This window comes from Phaeobacter sp. A36a-5a (assembly GCF_037911135.1).
In the GTDB taxonomy this organism is placed as follows: Bacteria; Pseudomonadota; Alphaproteobacteria; order Rhodobacterales; family Rhodobacteraceae; genus Phaeobacter; species Phaeobacter bryozoorum.
The window spans coordinates 194,053-218,290 of record NZ_JBBLYU010000002.1; the positions used below are offsets into that span (position 1 = coordinate 194,053).

The window sequence follows — 24,238 nt, forward strand, 5'->3', positions numbered from 1 at the left end:
ACCTAGGACTCCTTAGCACCGCATCAGAATTCACGTGAGGATGGCGCCCGTGTCACAAGAGCCGGAAAAGCAGCGTTTGGCGCAGCTCGAGGCCAGGCTGGCAGAGGCGCGTAAGGCCCATGAGCCCAAGCCGCGTGTGGACGAACATTATTCGACGGCAAGCGATGCCTGGAGAATGGTGATTGAATTGGTGGCCGGTCTGATGATCGGCTTTGGCATCGGGTACGGTTTGGATCTTCTTTTTGGGACCATACCGATCTTTCTGGTGCTGTTCACAATGCTGGGTTTGGCGGCCGGGGTAAAGACAATGCTCCGCAGCGCGCAAGAGATCCAGGAAAAGAAACTGGCCGAAATGGCCGAACAAGATGCGCAAGACCGGGATTGATCCCCCGGCGACAGGAGAAACGGGACAATGGGCAAACTAATCTTTGGTGCAGCTTTTCTGCTGGTACTTGCGTCTGGGCTGTTCTTTGCGCCCGCTATTCCGGGGCTCCAGATTCACCCGACTGACCAGTTCCTGGTAAAGCCGCTGGGTGGCGCAGCAGAGCTGAACTTCTACACCCCGACCAACGTGACCCTGTGGATGGGGCTGGCGATTGTCGCAATCTTCGCTCTGATGGTACTGGGATCGTCCAAGCGCGCGATTGTTCCGTCGCGCATTCAGTCGGTTGCTGAACTTGCCTACGGGTTCATCTACAAGATGGTCGAAGACGTCACCGGTAAAGACGGTCTGAAGTTCTTCCCCTACATCATGACCCTTTTCATGTTCATCCTGACCGCGAACATGCTGGGCTTGATCCCCGGCAGCTTCACCACCACCTCGCATTTTGCAGTAACTGCGGTTCTGGCGATGCTGGTTTTTGTGACCGTGACCGTGACCGGCTTTGTGCTGCACGGCACCAAGTTCCTGGGCCTGTTCTGGGTCAGCTCCGCACCGTTGGCGCTGCGCCCGGTGCTCGCGATCATCGAACTGATTTCCTATTTCGTGCGCCCCGTCAGCCATTGCATTCGTCTTGCAGGTAACGTGATGGCTGGCCACGCGGTTTTGAAGGTATTCGCAGGTTTTGCAGGCGCATTGGGCCTGTTCAGCTTCCTGCCGATCTTTGCCATCACCGCGGTTTACGCACTCGAAGTTCTCGTGGCCTTCATTCAGGCCTACGTGTTCACAATTCTGACCTGCGTGTACCTGAAGGACGCGCTTCATCCGTCGCATTAAGTCGCGGTTAGGTCCGAACAACAAGATCCTCAACTTCCAATCGTAAGGAGATACACAATGGAAGGCGAACTCGCACACATCGGCGCTGGCCTGGCTGGCATGGGTACTGGTATTGCTGCACTGGGTGTTGGCAATGTTGCTGCTAACTTCCTGGCAGGCGCTCTGCGCAACCCCTCCGCGGCTGCTTCCCAGACCGCAACCCTCTTCATCGGCATCGCATTTGCAGAAGCTCTGGGCATCTTCTCGTTCCTGGTCGCTCTGCTGCTGATGTTCGCCGTCTAAGACCCTTCGGAACCATTTTCCTTACGGCCGGGCGGTGTGGACGACTGCGCCGCCCGGTGTAACGGCAAGTTCCCTAGGAGGACGACATGGCAACTCAGACGCAGGACGCAGGTCACGGTGCCGCAGAGGCTGCCCACGGTTCGGGCGGCATGCCGCAGCTGGACTTCTCGACCTATTCGAACCAGATCTTCTGGCTCGTGGTCACGCTCGTCGTGATCTATTTTATCCTGTCGCGCATCGCGCTGCCCCGCATTGCGGCAGTGTTGGCCGAGCGTCAGGGAACCATTACCAACGACCTCGCCGCGGCTGAAGACCTGAAGGCCAAAGCCGTTGAGGCCGAAACCGCTTACAATCAAGCTCTGGCGGATGCCCGTGCCGAGGCTCAGCGCATCGCTGCTGAGACCCGTGCGGAAATCCAGGCAGATCTGGATGAGGCCATTGCCAAGGCAGACGCACAGATATCGGCCAAAGCAACGGAATCAGAAGCCGTCATCGCCGAGATCAAGGCCGGTGCCATCGCCAGCGTCGAAGCCGTCGCTGTAGATACCGCCGCCGAAATCGTCGCCGCATTTGGTGGCAAGGCAGACGAAAAAGCCGTCGCAGCCGCGGTTGCCGACCGGATGAAAGGATAAGAACATGCGCTCAGTATTGGCTCTTGCTCTGACCTTTGGTGCCACCAGCCCCGCGTTTGCGGCGTCTGGCCCGTTCCTGTCGATGAGCAACACCGACTTTGTCGTGACGCTCGCGTTCCTGCTGTTCGTCGGTATCCTGCTCTATGCCAAGGTGCCCGGTCTGCTGGGGGGTCAGCTTGACGCCCGTGCGGAAGGCATCAAGAAGGACCTCGAAGAGGCCCGTGCCCTGCGTGAAGAAGCCCAGACCATTCTGGCGTCTTACGAACGTAAGCAGCAGGAAGTTCAGGCGCAGGCCGACCGGATCGTTGCTTCGGCACGTGAAGATGCTGCCAAGGCGGCTGAGCAGGCCAAGGCGGATCTGGAAGTCTCGATCGCCCGTCGTATGACGGCTGCCGAGGAGCAGATCAAGGCAGCGCAGGATTCTGCGGTGAAAGAAGTACGCGATCAGGCCATCCTCGTTGCTATCGCGGCGGCGGATGCTGTGATTTCGAAGCAGATGACAGCGACAGAAGCCAACAAGCTGATCGACGCTGCTATCGCTGACGTGGACGCCAAGCTGCACTAACCTGCACTTGTTATCGGCGCGTATTAAAAAAACCCGGCTCATGTGGCCGGGTTTTTTGTTCGCCCAGCTGTGGGCTTGGCCATTGGAGTGGGGCGGTTGCTGACCTAAATGGTGGATCGGGCGCGGGCCGAACGATAGAAGTGAGCCAAGATCCCGAGCCGGAGCTCGGGCCTCCAAGTCCCGAAGGAGACTCACATGCGCGCCCACCCGACGGCTATTGTCAGCCCCAATGCCAAGATTCACCCAAGCGTGGAAATCGGTCCGTTCTCGATCATCCATGACAATGTCGAGATCGGTGAGGGCACAAGCATAGGAAGCAATTGCGAACTCGGCGTTGAAACCCGGCTTGGGGATGGGTCGCCGCTGCGGATCTCGGCACGCTCCAACATACGTTCACACAGCGTTTTCTATGAAAGCTCGACTTTTGGAGAGGGGCTGGTGACCGGTCATCGTGTCACCGTCCGTGAACTGACCTCGGCCGGACGCGGTTTCCAGATAGGCACTCTGGGCGATATTCAGGGTCATTGCACCGTTGGTGATTACGTCCGGCTGCACAGCAATGTCCATATCGGCCAAAAGAGCGTCATCGACGATTATGTCTGGATCTTTCCCTATGTTGTGCTGACCAATGACCCCCATCCGCCCAGCGAGGTATTGCTTGGTGCTCGGATCAAGTCATTTGCTGTGATTGCCACGATGACCACTGTCCTCCCCGGGGTGACTGTCGGCGAGGGTGCCCTGGTTGGAGCCTGTAGCGCAGTCACGAGAGATGTTGCAGATCATCGGATCGCGGTTGGGAACCCGGCGGTCGACAGGGGGGATGCGAATAAGGTCCGGCTGAAAGACGGCACCGATCGGCCAGCCTACCCGTGGAAGTCGCATTTCCACCGAGGATACCCCGAAGAGGTCGTGGCGGAGTGGCTCGCGTCCATGCCCGAAGCCTGACCCCGGCCGTGCTGAATGGGGTCGGCGCCTGGCTCAGGATTTGCTGATTTCGTGCTCAAGCCTCTGCTTGGCGATTTCCGCGTTGCGCAGGGTGCGCTGATGGTCGCTGAGCGCCTGTTTCACGTAATCCAGATGGGTTTCGACCGCCGCCCGCGCTGCATCCGGGTCGCGCGCCTGCAAAGCGGCGTTGATGGCGCTGTGCTGCGCGAGCAGGGCCTCGCGCGTGGTGTGCTGTTGGAACATGATCTGGCGGTTGTAGAAGACCCCCTCCCGCAGCAGGTCAAACATCGACCGCATCATATGCAGCATGACGACATTGTGGCTCGCATCCATGATCGCGGAATGGAACTGCGCGTCCAGAGCTGCCGCTTCCTCTGAAGTGGCAGGATCACCGGCCTGTTCCATCTTTTCAAAGATGGTCTGAATGACCTGAAGATCATAGTCGGAACCGTATTTGGCCGCGCGCTCCGCCGCGAGGCCTTCCATGTCCCGGCGAAAGCTGAGGTAGTCGAAGACGGCCTCATCATGGCTGGCAAAGAGCTGCACCAGGGCAGGCGAAAAGGCTGAGCCGAGCACATCGGCAACAAAAACACCGGCACCGGCCCGCGACGTGAGCAGGCCTCGGCTCTGCAATTCTGCCAGTGCGTCCCGTAGGGATGGCCGCGATACGCCCAGACGCTCCGCCAGTTCGCGTTCCGCAGGCAACCGCTCGCCCGGTGTCAGGATGCCTCGCAGAATGAACTGTTCGATCTGGCGCACCACTGAAGCAGAGAGTTTTTCGGGCTGAACTTTTTGAAAGGGCATGATGATTGCCTTCTGAGGTGCGTTATTGGTCAAAACATATGACCACGCGGCAGGTGCGGCTGCAAGAGGGCGGCATCCATTCGGCAGACAACCTGCGCGTTCCATGCTAGCTGTGAGAGCAAGACCGAAGAATTTGTCACAACCGTCACGGTGATACGCATGTTCGACCCGGCCAGATCCACGGTTCTATTCCGCTCGATTTTTACATTCCTCCTTGTCGTATTACTTGCCGCCTGCGATACCGCAAGTCCGCATTTTCGGGGCCAGACCGTGCAGAGGATTGCCGTGGACGGCAGCGTTTTTGATGTCAGGATGCGCGGTCGGTTGGCAGAAGCCGTTCGCGTCAACCCACAGTATGCGCCGCGGCTTGGACCGATCAGAGGTCGGGCGGCCCGTGCCATGGAATTGGCCAGTGGGTGTAGCGTGGGCTATGTACTGGGCGATCAGGCCGTGCTGGTCGGGCGATTGGACTGTGTAGCCGGTTAAGCGGGAAATAGAAAGTTATCCACAATATATGGTGGCGATATCGCGCTGAGCTAGCGGATTTGGGGGGCGGCCACATTGACAGTGGTGTAACAAACCCATGACACTTGGACCCCAATGAATCACAGGATATCGGCTTGCGCTTCTCGAAACTCAGACTGAATGGCTTCAAGAGCTTTGTGGACCCAACGGATCTGCTGATCGCGGATGGCCTGACTGGGGTTGTCGGGCCAAATGGCTGCGGCAAATCGAACCTGCTCGAGGCGCTGCGTTGGGTGATGGGCGAAAACCGCCCGAAGGCCATGCGCGGCGGTGGCATGGAGGACGTGATCTTTGCGGGGACAAGTTCCCGGCCTGCGCGTAACTTTGCTGAGGTCAGCCTGCAAATCGACAATAGCGAGCGGCTTGCGCCGTCCGGATTCAACGAAAGTGACAATCTGGAAATTCTGCGCCGCATCACCCGTGATGTTGGCAGTGCCTACAAGACCAATGGCAAGGATGTGCGCGCCCGCGACGTGCAGATGCTGTTTGCTGATGCCTCGACCGGCGCACATTCGCCAGCGTTGGTTCGACAGGGACAGATTGCCGAACTGATCAATGCCAAACCGAAGGCCCGGCGGCGTATTCTGGAGGAGGCTGCAGGTATTTCGGGACTCTACCAGAGGCGGCATGAGGCTGAACTGAAGCTCAAGAACACCGAACAGAACCTGCTGCGCGTGGATGACGTGATCGAGCAACTGGCTGCTCAGCTTTCACAACTGGCCCGTCAGGCCCGACAGGCGCAGCGCTATCGTGATATCGGTGAGCAGCTGCGCCGGGCGGAGGGGATGTTGCTGTATCGCCGCTGGCGCGAGGCCGATGACGCGCGGCTTGAGGCAGAAGATGTCCTACGCGCGCGTGAGACGCAGGCCGCCAAGGCCGAGGCGCTGGCCCGTGTCGCAGATGGGAAGCGACTAGAAGCAGAGGGTGCATTGCCGCCTCTGCGCGAGGAAGAAGCGATCGCAGCGGCGGTCCTGCAACGTCTGTTCGTGCAGCGCGATGCGCTGAGCGATCAGGAGGCACAGGCACGCCAGACAATCGAGACGCTGACCAACCGTGTGGCGCAGTTGGGCCTTGATATCGAACGTGAAAGCGGGCTGAACCGGGATGCCGGCGAGACAATCGAGCGGCTGGACTGGGAACAGCGCGAATTGGCGCGGGCGGCCATTGGCCATGATGACCGCATGGCCGAAGCCGTTGAGCGATCCCGCGAGGCCGGATCTGTTCTTCAGGCGCGCGAAGAGCATCTGACGAGTTTGACCGAAGATGTGGCACGGCTAGCCGCGCGCCACCAGTCCGCGCAGCGCCAGGTTGAGGATTGCCGTCGCGCACTGAGTCGTGCGGAAGAGGAAGGCGGCAGTTCCCGCGAGGCGATGGCGGCCGCCCGCGAAACACTGGCCGAAGCCGAGGCCGCATTTGCAGCGGCAGTCGACGCTGAAGAAGAGGCGCGCGCGGCTGCAGAACTGGCAGATGAAACCCTCGCGGCGGCGGATGAAGCCCGCAATGACACCCAGTCGCGAGAAGCAGAGGCCCGTGCTCGCCGCTCCGAAGCTGAAGGAGAGCTGGGTGCGCTGCGTGCTGAGGTGACGGCCCTTGCGAAGCTGGTGGAACGTGACACTGCCGAGGGCGGGCATGTTCTGGATGAAATGCGTGTCGCCGCCGGTTATGAAAAGGCACTCGGGGCGGCGCTGGCAGATGATCTGCGTGCGCCTCTTGCTGAGATCGACGGGCCAAGTGGATGGGTTACCCTGCCGCCTTATGACGGCGATGCGGCTCTGCCTGCGGGCGCTGTGCCGCTGTCTCTGCATGTCAGCTGCCCGGCAGCGCTGCAGCGCCGGATTTCGCAGGTTGGTCTGGTCGACGGTGATGCCGCAAGAGACCTGCATTCGCGCTTGTTGCCGGGGCAGCGTCTTGTGACATTGGAGGGGGATCTCTGGCGCTGGGACGGGTTCCGCGCCTGGGCGGAGGATGCACCCAGTGCTGCAGCGCTGCGTTTGGAGCAGATGAACCGTCTCGAGACGCTGAAACAGGACATGGAGCATGTAGGAGCGCGTGCCGATGGCGCCAGGGCGGCACATGAGGTCCTGATGCGAAAGCTTGAGGAGGTGACCGCCGCTGATCAGGCCGCCCGTCAGGCGCGCCGGGTCGCGGATCAGCGCGTCGCCGATGCTGCGCGTGCGCTGAGCAGGGCCGAAAGCCATCGCAACCTCTCCGAAGGTAAACTCGAAACTCTCAGCATTGCAGTGACCCGCCATGACGAGGATGCAGCGGCGGCAAAGGCGCAGCTGGCTGAGGCTGAGACTGCGGTGGAGGGCCTTGAAGACCTCTCCGAAGCGCGCGCCAAGGTCGAGGATGTGAAGCAAGCGGTCGAAGCCGCGCGGATCACTATGCTGACGCATCGATCAACGCAGGATGAATTGCGTCGCGAAGGCGAGGCTCGGACCGCACGCGGACAGCAGGTGACCAAAGAGCTCTCCGGCTGGCGTCATCGTCTGGACAGCGCCGAGAGGCGCATTGCCGAGCTGACCGAGCGTCGCGCGGCAACAGAAGACGAGCTGGAAGAGGCCCATGCGGTTCCAGCTGAAATTGCGGAGAGACATGACGAACTGAATGCCGCGATTGAAGAGGCAGAGGCGCGCAAGGCTGCCGCGTCGGACGCGCTGATCGGCGCTGAAACCGTGTTGCGCGATGCCGTGCACGCCGAGCGCGAGTGCGCGCGCCTTGCGTCAGAGGCACGTGAAGCACGAGCCCGCTCCGAAGCGCGTTGCGATGCCGCCCGTGAGGCGGTGGGACATGCGGAGGCGCGGATCCGTGAGGAACAGCAGACCGTGCCGGACGACCTGTTGGCCCGCCTTGATGCTACGCCTGAAGACATGCCCAATGCAGAGGAGCTGGAAGCGGAGGTCAACCGTCACAAGCGCCAGCGCGATGCGCTGGGAGCCGTCAATCTGCGCGCCGAAGAAGACGCCCGTGTGGTGCAGGAAGAGCATGACCAGCTGGTCACCGAGAAAGCCGATCTGGAAGAGGCGGTGAAGACGTTGCGCGCAGGGATCGCCAGCCTCAATCGTGAGGGACGTGAACGGCTTCTGACCGCCTTTGAGGAGGTGAACGCCAGCTTTACCATGCTGTTCACCCATCTGTTCGGCGGCGGCGAGGCCAATCTGGTTATGGTCGAAAGTGACGACCCGCTGGACGCCGGGCTTGAGATCATGTGCCAGCCACCGGGTAAGAAGCTGTCAACGCTCTCACTGTTGTCCGGCGGAGAACAGACTCTGACCGCTATGGCCTTGATTTTTGCGGTGTTTCTGTCGAACCCGGCACCGATCTGTGTGTTGGACGAAGTCGACGCACCTCTGGATGATGCCAATGTCACCCGTTTCTGTGATCTGCTGGATGAGATGTGCCGACAGACCGACACCCGTTTTCTGATCATCACGCACCACGCGGTGACCATGGCGCGGATGGATCGGTTGTTTGGCGTGACCATGCAGGAGAAAGGCGTGAGCCAGCTGGTGTCTGTCGATCTCAAGAAGGCCGAATCTCTGGTCGCCTGAACCCTTGTTCAACAAGGCCGCTGGTTCTATCGTCGCCGCGACAATGACAGGATTTGCAATGAAATTTCTTTCTCTACTGACAGCCGCAGCCCTGGTCGCCATTCCTGATCTGGGGCACGCTGAAAATATCCTTGCGAAGGATGCAACCACGCTTGCGAATTTTTTTGAGACTGAAGGGGTCGATTTTGAGGTCACAACTGACGATGTGGGCGACCCCAAGCTAAAGGTCGACTATTACGGCAATGACTTCTCAATCTATTTCTATGGCTGCGAGAACAATAGGAACTGCGATGCGATACAGTTCTTTTCGGGCTACCAGACGGATGGCGGCGTGCGTGTGGCGAAGATCAACGAATGGAACACGGAGAACCGCTTTGGCCGTGCTTATATCTCGGACGAGGGATCCGCTCGGGTTGAGCTGGACGTCTATCTTGGCAAAAGCGGGATGAACCCGGACGATTTCGCCGAGCTCTTGAGCTACTGGTCCAGGATCATACAGGAATTCGAAGAATTCATTGATTGGTGACCCAGAAGGTTTCGTCACCGAAACGTGACAGATCAGGCTCTGAAATACCGCTAGGCTGGCTGCATGAGATACCCCATGTTGCTGGCCTTTTATGTTTTCCTTGCTGCAGTTGCCGGCTTCGGTACCGTGTCGGCCCAAGACGGTGCGATGCGCAGCGGAGATCGACCTTTTGATGCCGAGGCCTTGGCGGCGCTGCCCGGACGTTCCTTTGTCTTTTACGATGATGGCGAGGCGCTGTTCGGCTCGGATGGGGCCTACGCCTACACATATTCTGCGAAGAATGGCGGAGGTACGGCCTGGGGCAGCTACAGCGTCAAGCCGGACGGCCTCATATGCGTAACCTTTGTCAACGGCGCCTCACGCTGCGATCAATATGTGACAAACCGTGACCGCACGGTGGTAATCACCTCCGACGGTCAGAGGTTCCCGGTGCGCTCGATCCGGTGAATATCAGGGGTGCTGCACCAGCTGATCAGAGACGCGACAGCAGCGTTTCGGTCGGCCAGGCGTCGGCTGGTAAGCCCAGGCGCTCCTGCTCTTTTTGCACCGCGATCCGTGTCTTGGCGCCAAGGATGCCATCCACATTGCCGACGTCATGGCCCCGCGCGATGAGTTTGCGCTGAAGCTGTTCCATCTGCTTGGCCACAAGACCTGTATCAGGTGCGCCCGCATCATAGGGGGCGGCTCCTGACAGGCGGGTGGCGAAATATGCCGCCGTCAGCACATAGGTAAAGCTCTGGTTCCACTCGAAATAGACGTCGAAGTTCGGATAGGCCAAGAAGGCAGGCCCTTTGTGACCCTGTGGCAGAATGAGTGCAGCCTTGGTGCCGGTGGCTGCCAGCCGACCGGACCGGGACCGCACGCCCAAAGCCCGCCAATCGCCGACTGTCTGCTTGTGATGAACACCACTCAGGCGGAGGTCCAGATCTTCGGGGATTGTCACCTGCTGCAACCAGGGTTCGCCGGGCCGCCAGCCCAAATGCGACAACATCTTCGCCCCGGACATCAGCGCATCGGGAGCGGAGGTCTTGAGGCTGACGAGGCCGTCACCATCCGCATCGACCCCGTTTTCGAGGATATCGCCGGGCAGCATCTGCACCATTCCGATTTCGCCCGCCCAGGCGCCGGTGGTGCGGCGTGGATCAAAGTTGCCCTGACGAAACAGTTCCAGCGCCGCAAACACCTGCGGGCGGAACAGCTCAGGTCGGCGGCAGTCATGGGATAGGGTTACAAGGGCGTTCAGCGTGTTGAAATCCCCTTGAACGGCGCCATAGTCGGTTTCGAAGGCCCAGAACGCAAGCAGCACGCTGCGATCTATGCCATAGGTCGTCTCGATCCGGCGGAAGGTCGTATCATATTTGCGCGCCATCGCCAGACCCCGGTCCAGCCGGTTTTTGGAAATCAGGCGCCGCGAAAATTCGATGAACGGTTTTTGGAATACACCCTGCGCGCGGTCCGCTTTCAGGACCGACTGATCCTGCCGAACACCTTCGAAGAACCGGTTCACCGTAGCGCTATCATATCCGCCGGTCAGCGCTTCTTCTTTCATCAACTGGACGAAATTGCGAAATCCGCCGCCACATTGTGCTTGGGCCTGAAGAGGGAGCAGGAATGAGACGAGGGCGAGAAGGCTGGGGCGCAACACGGTTGGCGTGTCCTTTTTGAGAGTGCTGCCCCTTGTTAGCTACAATAGCGCGGCAATGGCAACCGTTAGCGCAAGCCCCAGCGCCCAAGACATCCAAAGCAGGCGAACGCAACGGGTGATACTATGGGCACTGGCGCTTTTCGAGCCGACAGCATTGACCCAAGGAAAATCCTGCATTTTTCCATCGTAGGAGCGGGGCCCGGCCAGCGCGACCTGAAGCGCGCGTGCCATCGCAGCCTCGGGCCAGCCTGCATTCGGGGAGCGATGGCGGCCTGCGTCCTGTGCAATTTCGGGCCAGCTTGGCAGCACGCGGCCAACGGCTGCGATCATCAACGCTGACAGCCGCGCCGGTATCAGGTTCAGCGCGTCATCCAGCCGTGCAGCTGCCCAACCAAAATTTCTGTGGCGCGGCGTTTTATAGCCAATCATGCTGTCGGCTGTATTGGTGATCTTGTAGATCATCAGCCCGGGCAGGCCACCGACAAGAAACCAGAATGCGGGGGCGATCACCCCGTCGGAGAAATTTTCGGCACCGCTTTCGATGGCTGACCGCGCGATCTGCGGGGTTGTCATGCCGGTGGTATCGCGGCTGACGATCATAGAAACCGCCGTACGACCCTCTGCGAGATCGTGGCGCAGGCCGTGGGCAACAGCTTCGACGTGTTCGCAAAGCGATCGTTGTGCCAGCAGAACTGCAGCTACCAGAAACTGCATGACCGGCCCAAACAGCGACAGAACCCAGCCAAGCCAGCCTGCCCCCAGAACCAGAAGGACGATGGCCAGAACACCTTTGGCCCTGCGTTGTTTGCCGGTGTTGAGCGACCGGTCGGTAAGCTCAACCGCACGACCCATCAACACCGCAGGGTGCGGCAGCCGCGTCCAGAGCCAGCGTGGTTCGCCAAAAACAGCATCCAGCAGCAAGGCCGGTATCAGCAGTTCCGCAGTTGTCACAGAGCCGCCTCAAGCCTCGCCCAGCCATCCCCTGTGGGCAGGCCGAGACGCAGATAGTTTTTTGAATAGGGGAAAATACGCGTCCAGATATGTGCACGTGCAAGCTGGGTTTGCCAGGCCGCAGCGTCGTCCACATCATATAGGCGGAACAAATCGGTGCCACCGACAATCTGGGCGCCCTTGGCGATGAGCATCTGATCCAGGCGCTCGGCATCCTGCCGCAGCCTCAGCCGTGTGGTGGTGGCCCAGTCCTCGTCCCGCAACGCCTGCGCGCCGATGCGCAAGGCCGGACCGGAGACCGCCCAGGGGCCTTGCCAAGCTGCCAGACCGTCGATCAGGCAGGGGTCGCCGATAGCAAAGCCAAGCCGCAGGCCCGCGAGGCCCCAGAATTTGCCGAAACTCTTGAGGATGATAACGCCCGGGCGATCTGCAAGATGAATAAGGCTGTCCTCAGGGCAGACATCGCAAAAACTCTCATCAATCACGACCAGCGGGGCCTGTGCATCCTCAGCACTCCACCGGCGTCCGTCGGGATTGTTTGGATGGACCAGAACCCGCGCCTCTGCCGGGCCCCCGGTGACTGTCTGCCACCCGTGAGTGGTAAAGGCAGCGGCATGTTCGTTATAGGTCGGTGGCGTGATCTGCACCCACCGTGGGTCAGCCAAGGCCGGAATGGCGGCAATCAGCGCCGAGGCGCCTGGGGCAGCGAGGATTTTTGCATCTTTCGGCACCTTCCAGAAAGCGCGCGCTGCGGCAACCAGATCGGCCTGTGCCGCCTTGTCGGGCAGGGCACCCCAATCCGCAGATGTCAGGCCAGTGATCGGATATGGCACGGGGTTGATCCCGGTCGAAATATCGACCCAATCTCTGGCTTCACCACCATATTCCGAAATAGCGGCACTAAGGTTGCCGCCGTGGTCCCGCTGAGGGACCTCTGTCAGATCCAGCATGCCTGTCATCTTGGGCCTTAACAAATGAACCAGAACCGAGGGCCAAGAAAACCGCTGACCCAATACCGCCGTATGGAGCAGCAATGACGAGAAAGCAACCATAGCCCCATGCAATCAACAATTCGCTAATCTCGGGGAGATTGCGGCGCGGAAAATCTCGCTATGGGTGTGCTTGGCGAATGCCCGACAATGGGGACGTAATATCTCGTTTGCCGGAAACCGGCTGTCCGGGAGCAACTGTCGATTCCCGCATCGACGGTTTTGATCGCCGATCACAGCGGCAAGGAACATCCATGGGCGACAATCCGTGAACCAAGTGAGGATTGTCGCCCGCGCATTCGGCGTACCACGAATGCGCGGTTGCAGGCAGGCACGGCAGCAACCATGCGACAGTGGCAGGCTGACAGGTCAGTCGCGGCCGTGAGGCGCCATCCAGTCGATCTGCGGGTTGATCGGGATGATCCGATGCGGGTTGATGGTCTCATGGCTGTAATGATAGTGGCGCACGATGTGATCCATTCCGACGGTGCCAGCCACGCCGGGCCATTGATACAGCGCGCGAGTATAGGCCCAGAGATTCGGATAATCGATCAGCCGTCGCCGATTGCATTTGAAATGCAGGTGATAGACCGGATCAAAACGGACAAGGGTGGTGAACAGCCGCCAGTCTGCCTCGGTCAACGCGTCGCCAAGCAGGAAACGATGTTCGGACAGGATGTCTTCCAGCCAGTCGAGGGTCTCGAACAGCGGCTCAACAGCGGCGTCATAGGCCTCCTGCGTGGTGGCAAACCCGCATTTGTAAACACCATTGTTCAGCGTGGAATAGACCCGATTGTTCACGGCTTCGATCGGTTCGCGCAGTTCTTCGGGCCAGTAGTCATCATCATTGTGGCTGATGCCGTCGAAGGCGCTGTTGAACATGCGGATGATGTCGGCGCTTTCATTGGAAACGATGGTATTTTGCGTTTTGTCCCAGAGGATTGGCACGGTGACCCGACCGGAATACTGTGGGTCGGCGCGGGTGTATATCTGGTGGAGATGATCATTCCCGAACAGCGTGTCACCCGTCGCGCCGTGGTCGTCCTTGGCAAAACTCCACCCTGAGTTCAGCATATCCGGGTGTACGACCGAAACGCTGATATGATCTGCCAGCCCTTTGAGTTGGCGGAAGATGAGCGCACGATGCGCCCATGGGCAGGCCAGCGAGACATAGAGATGATAACGCCCGCTCTCCGCGGCAAAGCCTCCTTTGCCGGTTGGCCCGGCCAGACCATCTTTGGTGATCCAGTTTCGAAATTGCGCCTGCGAGCGTTTGAACGCGCCACCGGTTGATGCTGTGTCGTACCATTGGTCGTGCCAAACGCCATCAATCAAGAGGCCCATCACCGTCTCCTGTATGCTGTGAATACATATGTCGAGAGGTAACCTAGGTTGAGCGGGGGCGCGCGCCCATCGCAGTTTACGCGCATTATCCCTGCGCCAGTGCACAGCTGCGACAAGGGGCGTATCCAGCCTGCAACGCGCAGATCAAAAGTGGTGCTGCGCGCAAGATGTGGAAATGACTCAAAAAGTTCACTTGATTTTATCCTTTCCAAGTTCACACTTGTGGTGAACCGGGCAAAACGCCCGCTCGCGCTGGAACAATTATCGCCATGCGATGACGCCAGCGTTTGCCAGATCGAAAGGTCACTGCGATGACGACATTTGTTCCGAAGTCTGTGCTGGACGCGCTGGATGCCGCGCGGCTGGATGGAATGAAACGCAAGAGCCGCCTGCGCGTGGCTGTAGACGATCACATGTTTCCGGTCTTGCGCATGTGGAAAGACGGCTTTTCGATCGAGGCAGCAGATGCACCGCAGCTGCGGGGCCTGGTTGATCTGTTTGACGGCAGTCGGCATCTGTCCCAATGCCTGATCGTTGCCTCTGATGAGGAGGGCGGCGAAATGCGGTATGAGTTCAAACGCGCAACACCGGCCTCGGACAAGGCACCATTGGATTTCTACCGTGCTCCGGACGCGCCGGTGGGGCTGATTGCACAGGATGACCTGCGGCTCTGAGCCGGGCGAATTTGCTTGGGTATATTGATATTTGATTGGAAAACGGGGGCCTTAAATAGAGCCCCCGTTTTTTTCTCCTCGGTCTCGCGTATCTGAGCGAGACCGATTTTCCACCCGGCATTATTGAAGGTCGGCGAATGCCCTGCGCAGACGCTCGCAGGCCTCTTCGACCCGTGCGCGCTGGGTGCCTAGGTTGAACCGCAGGAAGCTGCCGCCACCAGTTCCAAAACTGGGCCCGTGGTTGGCAGCAATCTTCGCGTCGTTTTCAACCCGTGCGGTGAACTCCTCGCGGCTCATGCCAGTGCCGGAGAAATCGACCCAGGCCAGATAGGTCGCTTCCAGCCGGGTTGAATGTAGACCGGGGATCTCGTTCACGGCGGCATCGAAGATCTGCCGGTTGCGGTCCAGATAGGGCACCAGTTCATCCACCCAGGCGGCGCCTTCCGGAGAGTAGGCGGCAGCCGTTGCCCATTGGCCGGGAGAGTTCGGCGACAACGCCAGCGCCAGCATCCGGCGGGAGAATTTTGCGCGCAGATCGGGATCGGGAATGATGACCTGGCCGGTGTGCATACCGGCAAAGTTGAACGTCTTGGACGGCGCGGTCAGCATCAACAGGCGATCGGTGATATCCGGTGCCGCGTTTTGCATCGGGATATGAGTTGCACCGTCGAATACCAGATCGTGATGAATCTCATCGGAGAGCAGGATCAGATCGTGCCGCTTGGCAAAATCGGCAACGCTGCGCAGTTCATCCTGGGTCCAGACACGGCCGACCGGGTTATGGGGAGAGCAGAGGATGACCATCTTTTCCGAACCGGTCATCTGCGCATCATAGGCCGCAAAATCCATTTCGTAGCGCCCATCGTTGACGGCAAGTTCGCATTCGACCACCTCACGTCCGGCGTTGCGAATGACCTTGGCGAAGGCGTGATAGACTGGCGTGAACAGCACAATGCCGTCACCCGGTTGCGTATAGGTATCCAGACACATACCGACGCCGTTCACTAGACCGGTTGTCGTGAAAATCGCGTCGGGGTCGACCGACCAACCGTGACGGTTCTGCATCCACCAGCAGATTGCGGACCGGTAGGGGCTGTCGCAGTTCACATAGCCATAGACACCATGGTCGGCCATTTCCCGCATCTTGTCGGTCACGACCGATGGCACTGCGAAATCCATATCGGCCACCCACATCGACAGACCTTTGTCTCGTGGCACGCCATAGAGATCCTCCATCATGTCCCATTTGATGCAATGTGTATTCCGGCGGTCAATGATCTTGTCAAAATCCATGTCTGAACTCCCGTTGTTCAGGGGCGAAGCTAACGGCAATCCAGCGACACGCAAGGGGGCCGTTGCAGGGCGGGCGTCAATGGCCTAAATCAGCGGCATGAAACGACCGATCCTGATCCATCCTGATCCCCGCCTCAAGAAGGTATGCCCAGCTGTTCCCGACCTTTCGGACGCATTGCGCACGCTGGCCGACGACATGCTGGAAACCATGTATGCTGCGCCGGGTATCGGCCTTGCCGCGCCGCAGATCGGCGTGCTGGACCGCCTTATCGTGCTGGATTGTGTCAAGGAAGAGGATGGCCCGGCCCGCCCTCTGGTCATGTTCAACCCAGAAGTGGTTGCAGCATCGGATGACATCAATGTCTATGAGGAAGGCTGCCTGTCCATTCCCGATCAATACGCCGAGGTGACACGCCCCAAGGTGGTTGACGTCGAATGGATGGATCGCAACGGCAATCCCCAGCGGGAAACCTTTGATGGTCTTTGGGCGACCTGCGTCCAGCATGAGATCGACCATTTGAACGGCAAGCTGTTCATTGATTACCTGAAACCGTTGAAACGGCAGATGATCACACGGAAAATGCAGAAACTGAAGCGCGAGCGCGGACGCGGTAGCTGACGTTGGGCGGGTGGCTCCGTCTGTGGACAAGATGGCGTACGTTGGCTGCTTTGACCCGGAAAGGTGGACAAGATGACGGTTCTCCAGATCAGGGCTTGGCCCGACCCGGTGCTGAGTAGCCCAGCTACGCCGGTGACTGACCCGTCAGAGGTTGCGGATCTGGTGCGCGATATGCTCGATACCATGTATGCCGCGCCGGGTCGTGGACTGGCCGCGCCCCAGGTCGGTGTTCTGGCACGGGTATTTGTTATGGATACGACCTGGAAGGAAGGCACGCGCGACCCGCTGGTCTGCCTGAACCCAGAGATCATCGCCCTTTCCGATGAGATGGCGACACGCACCGAGGGGTGCCTGTCGATCAGGGGCCTCAGTCTCGATGTGACGCGCCCAGCCTGGGTAGATCTCGGTTGGACCGACATGAAGGGCGTGCGCCATCAGCGCCGGTTTGACGGGTTTGCTGCGGCTTGCGTGCAGCATGAATACGATCATCTTGATGGTCGTGTCACTTTTGACCGGGTGGACCCAGAGGCGCGCGCTGCGGCCCTTGCCACCTATGAAACTAATCTGGAGACACCCCGATGACCGTGCGCCCCTGCCTGCCCTGGCCCGACAAGCATCTGCGCAGCCGCGCCGAGGACGTGAGCGAAATCACCGAGGATACGCTGACCCTCTGGCAGGATATGATCGACACGATGGAGGCAATGCCCGGTGTTGGCTTGGCCGCAAACCAGATCGGCGTCCTGCAGCGACTGGCAGTTGTCGACGGCTCCAGCGAACGAGGGCGCGCTGTCCGGCTGGCGAATCCCGAAATCCTGCATGCTTCGGTCGCGCTGCGGGAACATGAGGAGGCCAGTCCCAACCTCCCCGGCGTCTCGGCCAAAATCAAACGACCGCGCGCGGTGACCGTGCGATATATGGATGAAACCGGCGCGGTGGTCGAACGGGATTTCGTCGGGATCGAGGCCACCAGCGTGCAACATCAGATCGATCACCTGAATGGCCGTATGTATTTTGACCGGCTGTCGAAGGTGAAACGCGATATGCTGATCCGCAAGGCGAAGAAGCTGAATGGCTGAGACACGTGCGGGGACAAACCCGCGGTTCGGGGCCTGTTTCAGGCGAATGGATTGAGAGTAAGGGGCAGCGGATGCGTATTGTTTTCATGGGGACGCCGGAGTTTTCGGTTCCGGTGCTGGATGCCCTGGTTGACGCGGGTCATGAGATTGCTGCGGTCTACTGCCAACCGCCCCGTCCGGCCGGGCGCGGCAAGAAGGATCGACCAACGCCCGTTCATGCCCGCGCGATTGAACTGGGTCTTGATGTCCGTCACCCGGTCAGCCTCAAGGGGGCCGAGCAGCAGGCCGAATTCGCGGATCTACGGGCGGATGTCGCGGTGGTCGTGGCCTATGGTTTGATCCTGCCACAGGCGGTGCTGGATGCCCCCATACACGGCTGCCTCAATATCCACGCGAGCCTGCTGCCGCGTTGGCGCGGAGCGGCACCCATTCACCGCGCCATCATGGCGGGCGACAGTCAAACTGGCGTCTGCATCATGAAGATGGAGGCGGGGCTTGACACCGGCCCGGTCCTGCTGCGCGAAGCGACCGAGATTGGCCCGGAGGAAACCACCGCCCAGCTCCATGATCGGCTGTCGGAAATGGGGGCAGACCTGATCGTCCGTGCCCTGGACGGGCTGTCTGACCTGACACCTGAGGTGCAGCCGGACGCGGGCGTGACCTATGCCCATAAGATCGACAAGGCCGAAGCCCGCATCGACTGGCAACGCTCCGCGGTGGAGGTTGATCGGACGATCCGCGGGTTGTCTCCGTTTCCCGGTGCCTGGTGCGAGATCGAGGGTCAGCGCGTAAAACTGTTGGCATCCCGCGTTGTCGACGGGGCCGGCGTGGCGGGAATCGTTCTGGACGATGCGCTGCGGGTTGCCTGTGGTGAGGGCGCGGTTGAGCTGTTGCGATTGCAGCGGGCAGGCAAGGGAGCACAGGAACGCGAGATTTTCCTGCGTGGCTTTCCCGTAGCGCGCGGCACACAGCTTTAAGGGAGGCGGGTATGTTTCTGGCCCTGTTCGGCAGCGTCGTTATTGCCGGGATCGTCGGCTACCTGGCGGAGCGCACCGGTTTTACCCACAATGGGTATCTCTCGTCGATCATCATCTGCGTTGGCGGCGCGTTCCTGTTCCATTTTGTGGTGATCATGTTTGGCGTCGGCTTTCGCGCACCGGGTTGGAACGCCATCGCCGCATCCGTCGGCGCGTTGGTCATCGTGCCGTTTCACTGGCGCCGCTGAACCTTCCTGCCGACTGTTGCTCAGCTGCGCGGCGGGCGTGAACGATAAACTGGCAGATGCCAGCCAAATGCGATTGAGCCCGCCCGCAAAACCCAGCAGACCACCGCGCAGGCCACAAGCGCCCAGCGGGTCGGCAGGCCAAATGCCATGCTGACCACCGCCGTAATCGCGCCTGCCATGGCGCATGAGATATAGAGCTCGCCCTGTTTCAGCACCAGCGGCACTTCATTGCAGACCACATCACGCATCAACCCGCCCAGGGTGCCTGTTGCCATGCCCATCAGCACAACGATCACCGGCGTCTGGCCGGTTAGCAAGGCAGCGCCGGTGCCCGCCGAAACTGCGATTGCCAGTGCAAAACTGTCGAGCCAGACAATCCAGCGCAGCCGACTTTCCACCAAATGGGCGGTGAAGAAGACAATCACCGCAGTCACCGCCGCCAACAGGATTATCGTAGAATCGCCGATCCAGAACACTGGGTTGCGATCCAGCAAAAGATCCCGCACCGTCCCTCCGCCGACGGCGGTCAGGCAGGCCACGAAAGCAAAGCCGACAATGTCGAGCTGTGCCCGGCTGGCCACCAGGGCGCCGGAGGCCGCAAAGACCAGAACGGACGCATAGTCCAGAAGGGTAAGGATGGTCATGCCTTTGCTTTGCCAGTCTTGAACGGGGCCATGCCTGCACGCGCAAGTTCATCGGCGCGTTCGTTCTCGGGATGGCCTGCGTGGCCTTTGACCCATTCCCACGTGACCGTGTGACGGCGCTGCGCCTCGTCCAGACGTTGCCACAGCTCAACGTTTTTCACGGGTTTCTTTGACGCGGTCTTCCAGCCATTTCGTTTCCAGCCGTGGATCCAGCCGGTGACACCGTTTTTGACGTAGGCTGAATCGGTCACCACGGTGAGGGTAGAGGGGCGCGCCAGGCTTTCCAGGGCATTGATCGCTGCCAGCAGTTCCATCCGGTTGTTGGTGGTCTCGGCTTCGCCGCCCTGCAGTTCCTTTTCCTTGACAACAGTGTCGCCGTCCATTGCGCGAAGCAAAACCCCCCAGCCACCCGGGCCAGGATTGCCGGAGCAGGCGCCATCCGTGTAGGCGAAGAGATCAGCCATGACAGGCCACCGAAATCCAGCGCGCCATGGCGCCGTCCAGCCCTGCGTTTTCGCCGGTGGTGCGGTTGTCCGGGGTGAACCCAGCAGTGCGCAATAGATCGATCAATTCGTCTTCCTCGTAGTAGGTATAATATCGCCCAAGGGCATCGCGGGCCTCGCCCTTACCGAGCTTTAGCGCGATGTAAAAGGGCCGACCTGACCGCAGCGCCTGCCGGATGGCCCTCAGGTGACGCGGAAAATCGGCACGCGGCGCATGTAGCAGACTGAAATTGGCCCAGATGCCATCATAGATGTCGCACCCCGACAGCTCATCAAAACTAGCGAGACACGTCTCAACACCCGGCATCTGTTCCGCCAGTGCGATCATTTCCACGGAAGCATCCATCGCCACAGGGCGCAACCCGGCTGCGGCCATAACCGCGCTGGAGGTGCCGGGACCGCAGCCCAGATCCAGCACCCGTGCGTTCGGCGGGCAGGCAGCGATGAACTCGTGCAGGCGTGGGTCTTCTCGCAGGTGTGTCTGGTTCCGGTCAGCATAATCCGCTGCCTTGTTGTTGTAGATCTCCAGTGTCTCGCGGTCAGGCCCGCTCACAGGTAGACACCGACGGCGAGGCTGGCGACCACGATGCCGGTCAGCAGCAGGCGCAGCTGCATCCACCATGATGGGGTCAGACGCCAAACGTAAAAGGCATAATCCAGCAGCAACAGGCCGGCAAAGCCGTAGATCAGGTTTATGCCCGCGCTGGTCGGTCCACCGCCGGTCATGAAGAATGCCCAAAGCGCTGGCAGCACCGACAGGGCATAACCAGTTGCCGCCTGCATACCCGATGTCTTGGTCGCAAATCCCCAGAGCACGCCGGACATGAAGCTGAGGATCACAGAGCCGTAGAACAGCTGCACATAGGGGCCGACAAACCGCGCCCCAAGATGGCTGGCACCCCAGACCTGCAACGCCGGGATCTGCGTGGTGAGTGCTCCCCAGACGAATGGGATCAGCCCGGCCAGCCCCAAGACCAGCGGTGCCGGTGGTATCCTGCTCATGCCCGTTCCATCGCCAATCGGGCCGCCAGCGCGGCAAACAGCGCAGCAAAGCTGCGATTCAGCCATTTGATCACGGTGTCCGACCCCAGGATCAAGCTTCGCGCCTGCGCTGCAAAGAGCCCGTAGAACACAAAGACACCAAAAGTCATGGCCATGAAAATCAATCCAAGCACGACCATCTCCTGTGTCGCTGTTGCGGCCGCGCCTGACAGGAACGGCGGGAGAAGCGCCAGAAAAAACACCGAAAGTTTCGGGTTCAGGATGTTGATCAGGGCGCCGCGCTTGGCGATCCTTAGACCATGATCCGGAGCAGCAGGCGCGCCGGACAATGACAGCGCGCCGTCAGTTTTCAGCATTTGCCAGGCCAGATACAGAAGATACAGAACGCCCGCAATCTTCACCGCCTGAAACAGCACCGCCGAGGTGTGCAGAACCGCAGCCAGCCCCAGTGTCGCAGCCACAAGATGGGGCACGATGCCAAAGGTGCAGCCGACCGCTGCCCAAATCGCGGCACGCCGCCCCTGACCAAGACCAAGCGCCAGCGTGTAGAGCACACCGGTCCCTGGCGCGAGGACGACGACAAATGCGGTGATCAGAAATTGCAGTGAAATCAATTGACCAGCTCCTTTGATAGACAAGGTGGTTCAGGCCAAGGGTAATCGGCTGCCGGTCAGTTGCAAGACAAAGAAATCCGCAGACCGGCAAAGCGGCTGCGTCATTATCGTTTGCAGGGGACAAGCCGCCTCAGGCTGTTTCCCGCAGAACCCGGGGAACTTTGAACTCAACCCGTTCAATCGCGGTTTCCACCAGCTCGACTGTTACCTCGAACCGCTCGCGGAAGGCATCGATGACTTCGTTCACCAAGAGCTCGGGCGCAGAGGCTCCAGCGGTGATCGCGACCGAGGAAATTCCCTCAAGCGCGCGCCAATCAATGTTTTCGGCCCGTTGTACCAGCTGTGCATATTGGCATCCCGCCTTGGCGCCAACTTCGACCAACCGTCGTGAGTTCGATGAATTGGGAGCGCCGACAACCAATAGGGCATCTGCCTTCGGGGCGACTTCCTTGACGGCCTCCTGGCGGTTGGTGGTGGCATAGCAGATGTCTTCCTTGTGAGGGCCGACAATATTCGGAAACCGAGCCTGAAGTGCTGCAACAATATCCTTGGTGTCATCGACCGACAGGGTCGTCTGGGTGACATAAGCGAGATTGTCAGGATCGCGAACCGTCACCGTGGTGACATCATCCGGGGTTTCCACCAGCAGCACTTCTCCCTCGGGCAGCTGTCCCATGGTGCCAATGGTTTCAGGATGCCCCTTGTGACCGATCATGATCATCTGGAGCCCGTTTTCCGCATGGCGCTGCGCCTCGATATGGACCTTCGACACCAGCGGGCATGTGGCATCGACATAGATCATCTCGCGCCGGTCTGCCTCGGCCGGGATCGACTTCGGGACGCCATGCGCTGAAAAGATCACCGGCCGATCATCGGGGCATTCATCCAGCTCTTCAACGAAGACGGCCCCTTTGTCGCGTAGCCCGTCGACCACATATTTGTTGTGCACGATCTCATGGCGCACATAGACAGGCGCCCCCCATTTCTCGAGCGCCATTTCGACGATCTTGATCGCCCGGTCGACACCGGCACAAAAGCCGCGCGGCGCGGCGAGATATAGCGTGAGGGGGGGCTTGGTCATTGCGGTCTCCTTATCGCTCAGAGCTAGGGCTTTCTGTCGGCGAGGTCCAGCCCCGTGGCAATTGATTAAGCGGCGGTCCCCGGGACAAGGAAACCAAAAACAGCGCAAGCAAAAGCCCGCAAACAATGAATATCACTGCTGCGGGCCATGTCTGGGTCGTGGTGGCCTCCGGCAGGCCACAGATCTGTATCAGCCGGTGGCGGCTGATACGGAGCGCGGGTCACTTTGTTCGCGGGGAGGGCGGCCGATCACGTCCTTCAACTCTTCCAGCTCGATGAAATTATCGGCCTGTCGGCGCAGCTCGTCCGAGATCATTGGCGGCTGGCTGCGGATGGTGGAGACAACGGAGACGCGCACACCCTGCCGCTGCAGGCTGGCGATCAACGGGCGGAAATCACCATCACCGGAGAACAGCACGATATGGTCCACGCGGGGAGCAAGTTCCATGGCATCGACCGTCAGCTCGATATCCATATTCCCCTTCACCTTACGCCGACCCATGCTGTCGGTATATTCCTTGGCTGGTTTGGTCACCATGGTGAAACCGTTGTAATGCAACCAGTCAACCAATGGCCGGATCGGAGAGTACTCATCATTTTCCAGCAGAGCTGTGTAGTAAAACGCGCGCAACAACTTGCCCCGGCGCATGAATTCCTGCCTGAGCAACTTGTAATCGATGTCAAACCCAAGCGCCTTTGCTGCCGCATATAGGTTCGATCCATCGATGAACAGCGCGAGCCGTTCGTCCTTGTAAAACATCAAATATGTCCTTCCGGTAGGTCCGTCCCAGCAGTGAGGTTCCGTGAGTGAATGCTGAAATACGCTAAAACGGGTGGACTTAATGTAGGTTATTTGACATTTGCCGCAAGTGTATCGGGATTAAGAAACGAGGGCAAAAATGACCGAATTCCGGTCAGAGGCGCTTATCGCCATGGGGGGAAACCTGCCTATCGGCGAACAGTCGGTTAAGCATACCCTCATAGGGGCTGTTGGGCAGTTGTCCGAATCAGACATCAGGCTAAGGGCAATCTCGCGCTTCTATCAAACGCCTTGCTTCCCGGCGGGCTCGGGTCCTGACTATGTGAACGCAGCGATTGCGATCGGCACAAACCTGCCCCCGCGTGAACTGTTGGAACTGTTGCATGAGGTGGAGGCGGATTTTGCCCGCCGACGTGTGCAGCGCTGGGGCATGCGGACACTGGATCTGGATCTGGTCGCTTATGACGATCTGGTCTGTCCGGATGTGGCGACCTTCGAACGGTGGAGGGATCTGCCACTGGATCTGCAGATGAAAGAGGCGCCGGGCCAGTTGCTGTTGCCGCATCCCAGGCTTCAGGATCGTGGCTTTGTGCTGGTGCCTCTGCGCGATGTTGCACCTGATTGGCGCCATCCGATTCTGGGTCAGACCGTGCGTCAACTCTGTGCGGCGCTGCCAATGTCCGATTTGACCGAGATTTCGCCGGTCTGAGCCGCCAATGCGCCCCATTCGGCGCTTGTCAAGAGAAAGCTTTGGTTTTAGAAGTCACCCTTCT

Annotated in this window: 29 protein-coding genes; 16 read left to right on the forward strand and 13 right to left on the reverse strand. The window is 59.8% G+C overall.

Annotation, left to right across the window (positions count from 1 at the left end; all coding sequences use genetic code 11):
• Nucleotides 1-40 precede the first annotated feature (40 nt).
• The 6 genes from WLQ66_RS11500 to WLQ66_RS11525 all read left to right on the forward strand — a co-directional run bounded on the left by WLQ66_RS11500 (nt 41) and on the right by WLQ66_RS11525 (nt 3,640).
• The gene (locus WLQ66_RS11500) at nt 41-385 is read left to right on the forward strand and encodes an AtpZ/AtpI family protein (protein WP_374015478.1); all 345 of its coding nucleotides are present in this window, start codon (nt 41-43) and stop codon (nt 383-385) included.
• Nucleotides 386-412: 27 nt separating this feature from the next.
• Nucleotides 413-1,216 carry a F0F1 ATP synthase subunit A gene (locus tag WLQ66_RS11505; protein ID WP_340546514.1) on the forward strand — a complete coding sequence of 268 codons (804 nt, stop codon included), beginning with the start codon at nt 413-415 and terminating at the stop codon, nt 1,214-1,216.
• 57 nt (nt 1,217-1,273) lie between these two features.
• The gene (locus tag WLQ66_RS11510) at nt 1,274-1,498 is read left to right on the forward strand and encodes a F0F1 ATP synthase subunit C (RefSeq protein ID WP_008562443.1); all 225 of its coding nucleotides are present in this window, start codon (nt 1,274-1,276) and stop codon (nt 1,496-1,498) included.
• A gap of 86 nt (nt 1,499-1,584) precedes the next feature.
• Nucleotides 1,585-2,130, forward strand: coding sequence for a F0F1 ATP synthase subunit B' (locus WLQ66_RS11515; protein WP_340546515.1), 546 nt, complete (start codon nt 1,585-1,587; stop codon nt 2,128-2,130).
• A gap of 4 nt (nt 2,131-2,134) precedes the next feature.
• Nucleotides 2,135-2,695, forward strand: a complete 561-nt coding sequence (locus WLQ66_RS11520; RefSeq protein WP_260082157.1) for a F0F1 ATP synthase subunit B — start codon at nt 2,135-2,137, stop codon at nt 2,693-2,695.
• 195 nt (nt 2,696-2,890) lie between these two features.
• A complete protein-coding gene (locus WLQ66_RS11525) occupies nt 2,891-3,640 on the forward strand; it encodes an acyltransferase (protein ID WP_340546516.1) in 750 nt (249 codons plus the stop codon).
• A gap of 33 nt (nt 3,641-3,673) precedes the next feature.
• Here the strand turns inward: WLQ66_RS11525 and WLQ66_RS11530 are convergent, their stop codons facing one another.
• Nucleotides 3,674-4,444, reverse strand: a complete 771-nt coding sequence (locus tag WLQ66_RS11530) for a FadR/GntR family transcriptional regulator (protein WP_340546517.1) — start codon at nt 4,442-4,444, stop codon at nt 3,674-3,676.
• A 620-nt stretch (nt 4,445-5,064) separates the two neighbouring features.
• Here WLQ66_RS11530 and WLQ66_RS11535 point away from each other — a divergent pair.
• The 3 genes from WLQ66_RS11535 (at nt 5,065) to WLQ66_RS11545 (ending at nt 9,493) form a co-directional block, all read left to right on the forward strand.
• Entirely contained in the window at nt 5,065-8,520 is a 3,456-nt protein-coding gene (locus WLQ66_RS11535; RefSeq protein ID WP_340546518.1) for a chromosome segregation SMC family protein, read from the forward strand.
• Between the two features lie 58 nt (nt 8,521-8,578).
• The gene (locus tag WLQ66_RS11540) at nt 8,579-9,046 is read left to right on the forward strand and encodes a YbjN domain-containing protein (RefSeq protein ID WP_340546519.1); all 468 of its coding nucleotides are present in this window, start codon (nt 8,579-8,581) and stop codon (nt 9,044-9,046) included.
• A gap of 75 nt (nt 9,047-9,121) precedes the next feature.
• The gene (locus WLQ66_RS11545) at nt 9,122-9,493 is read left to right on the forward strand and encodes a hypothetical protein (RefSeq protein WP_340546520.1); all 372 of its coding nucleotides are present in this window, start codon (nt 9,122-9,124) and stop codon (nt 9,491-9,493) included.
• 25 nt (nt 9,494-9,518) lie between these two features.
• Here the strand turns inward: WLQ66_RS11545 and WLQ66_RS11550 are convergent, their stop codons facing one another.
• From WLQ66_RS11550 to WLQ66_RS11565, 4 genes are all read right to left on the reverse strand, one after another.
• Complete coding sequence (locus WLQ66_RS11550; protein ID WP_340546521.1) at nt 9,519-10,691, reverse strand: lytic murein transglycosylase; 1,173 nt, start codon at nt 10,689-10,691, stop codon at nt 9,519-9,521.
• 39 nt (nt 10,692-10,730) lie between these two features.
• Nucleotides 10,731-11,642 carry an adenosylcobinamide-phosphate synthase CbiB gene (gene cbiB / locus WLQ66_RS11555; RefSeq protein ID WP_340546522.1) on the reverse strand — a complete coding sequence of 304 codons (912 nt, stop codon included), beginning with the start codon at nt 11,640-11,642 and terminating at the stop codon, nt 10,731-10,733.
• On the reverse strand, nt 11,639-12,592 hold the full coding sequence (locus WLQ66_RS11560; RefSeq protein WP_340546523.1) for a threonine-phosphate decarboxylase: 954 nt from the start codon (nt 12,590-12,592) through the stop codon (nt 11,639-11,641). Before WLQ66_RS11560 ends, cbiB begins: the two co-directional genes overlap by 4 nt.
• A 408-nt stretch (nt 12,593-13,000) precedes the next feature.
• Complete coding sequence (locus WLQ66_RS11565; RefSeq protein ID WP_340546524.1) at nt 13,001-13,975, reverse strand: glutathione S-transferase family protein; 975 nt, start codon at nt 13,973-13,975, stop codon at nt 13,001-13,003.
• Between the two features lie 311 nt (nt 13,976-14,286).
• On the opposite strand from WLQ66_RS11565, the gene WLQ66_RS11570 reads away from it, so the two are divergent.
• Nucleotides 14,287-14,649, forward strand: a complete 363-nt coding sequence (locus tag WLQ66_RS11570) for a hypothetical protein (protein WP_340546525.1) — start codon at nt 14,287-14,289, stop codon at nt 14,647-14,649.
• Nucleotides 14,650-14,769: 120 nt separating this feature from the next.
• Here WLQ66_RS11570 and WLQ66_RS11575 read toward each other — a convergent pair whose 3' ends face one another.
• Entirely contained in the window at nt 14,770-15,942 is a 1,173-nt protein-coding gene (locus tag WLQ66_RS11575) for a MalY/PatB family protein (protein WP_340546526.1), read from the reverse strand.
• Nucleotides 15,943-16,039: 97 nt separating this feature from the next.
• On the opposite strand from WLQ66_RS11575, the gene def (WLQ66_RS11580) reads away from it, so the two are divergent.
• The 5 genes from def (WLQ66_RS11580) (at nt 16,040) to WLQ66_RS11600 (ending at nt 18,862) form a co-directional block, all read left to right on the forward strand.
• A complete protein-coding gene (gene def / locus WLQ66_RS11580; RefSeq protein WP_340546527.1) occupies nt 16,040-16,561 on the forward strand; it encodes a peptide deformylase in 522 nt (173 codons plus the stop codon).
• 72 nt (nt 16,562-16,633) lie between these two features.
• The gene (gene def / locus WLQ66_RS11585; protein WP_340546528.1) at nt 16,634-17,143 is read left to right on the forward strand and encodes a peptide deformylase; all 510 of its coding nucleotides are present in this window, start codon (nt 16,634-16,636) and stop codon (nt 17,141-17,143) included.
• Complete coding sequence (gene def, locus WLQ66_RS11590; protein WP_340546529.1) at nt 17,140-17,637, forward strand: peptide deformylase; 498 nt, start codon at nt 17,140-17,142, stop codon at nt 17,635-17,637. Before def (WLQ66_RS11585) ends, def (WLQ66_RS11590) begins: the two co-directional genes overlap by 4 nt.
• 71 nt (nt 17,638-17,708) lie before the next feature.
• Complete coding sequence (gene fmt / locus WLQ66_RS11595; RefSeq protein ID WP_340546530.1) at nt 17,709-18,614, forward strand: methionyl-tRNA formyltransferase; 906 nt, start codon at nt 17,709-17,711, stop codon at nt 18,612-18,614.
• An 11-nt stretch (nt 18,615-18,625) separates the two neighbouring features.
• The gene (locus WLQ66_RS11600) at nt 18,626-18,862 is read left to right on the forward strand and encodes a hypothetical protein (protein ID WP_340546531.1); all 237 of its coding nucleotides are present in this window, start codon (nt 18,626-18,628) and stop codon (nt 18,860-18,862) included.
• A gap of 20 nt (nt 18,863-18,882) precedes the next feature.
• Here WLQ66_RS11600 and WLQ66_RS11605 read toward each other — a convergent pair whose 3' ends face one another.
• From WLQ66_RS11605 to WLQ66_RS11635, 7 genes are all read right to left on the reverse strand, one after another.
• A complete protein-coding gene (locus WLQ66_RS11605; RefSeq protein ID WP_340546532.1) occupies nt 18,883-19,506 on the reverse strand; it encodes a trimeric intracellular cation channel family protein in 624 nt (207 codons plus the stop codon).
• Entirely contained in the window at nt 19,503-19,970 is a 468-nt protein-coding gene (gene rnhA, locus WLQ66_RS11610; RefSeq protein ID WP_340546533.1) for a ribonuclease HI, read from the reverse strand. Before rnhA ends, WLQ66_RS11605 begins: the two co-directional genes overlap by 4 nt.
• Nucleotides 19,963-20,562 carry a class I SAM-dependent methyltransferase gene (locus tag WLQ66_RS11615; protein WP_340546534.1) on the reverse strand — a complete coding sequence of 200 codons (600 nt, stop codon included), beginning with the start codon at nt 20,560-20,562 and terminating at the stop codon, nt 19,963-19,965. The genes rnhA and WLQ66_RS11615 overlap by 8 nt, the downstream gene beginning before the upstream one ends.
• Nucleotides 20,559-21,011 carry a DUF3429 domain-containing protein gene (locus WLQ66_RS11620; protein WP_340546535.1) on the reverse strand — a complete coding sequence of 151 codons (453 nt, stop codon included), beginning with the start codon at nt 21,009-21,011 and terminating at the stop codon, nt 20,559-20,561. The genes WLQ66_RS11615 and WLQ66_RS11620 overlap by 4 nt, the downstream gene beginning before the upstream one ends.
• Complete coding sequence (locus tag WLQ66_RS11625; protein ID WP_340546536.1) at nt 21,008-21,625, reverse strand: LysE family translocator; 618 nt, start codon at nt 21,623-21,625, stop codon at nt 21,008-21,010. The genes WLQ66_RS11620 and WLQ66_RS11625 overlap by 4 nt, the downstream gene beginning before the upstream one ends.
• Before the next feature lie 130 nt (nt 21,626-21,755).
• On the reverse strand, nt 21,756-22,706 hold the full coding sequence (ispH, locus tag WLQ66_RS11630) for a 4-hydroxy-3-methylbut-2-enyl diphosphate reductase (RefSeq protein WP_340546537.1): 951 nt from the start codon (nt 22,704-22,706) through the stop codon (nt 21,756-21,758).
• Nucleotides 22,707-22,895: 189 nt separating this feature from the next.
• Nucleotides 22,896-23,465, reverse strand: coding sequence for a LabA-like NYN domain-containing protein (locus tag WLQ66_RS11635; protein WP_340546538.1), 570 nt, complete (start codon nt 23,463-23,465; stop codon nt 22,896-22,898).
• Nucleotides 23,466-23,604: 139 nt separating this feature from the next.
• On the opposite strand from WLQ66_RS11635, the gene folK reads away from it, so the two are divergent.
• Nucleotides 23,605-24,174: a 2-amino-4-hydroxy-6-hydroxymethyldihydropteridine diphosphokinase gene (gene folK, locus WLQ66_RS11640; protein WP_340546539.1), complete on the forward strand. Its 570-nt coding sequence runs from the start codon at nt 23,605-23,607 to the stop codon at nt 24,172-24,174.
• Nucleotides 24,175-24,238: the final 64 nt, after the last annotated feature.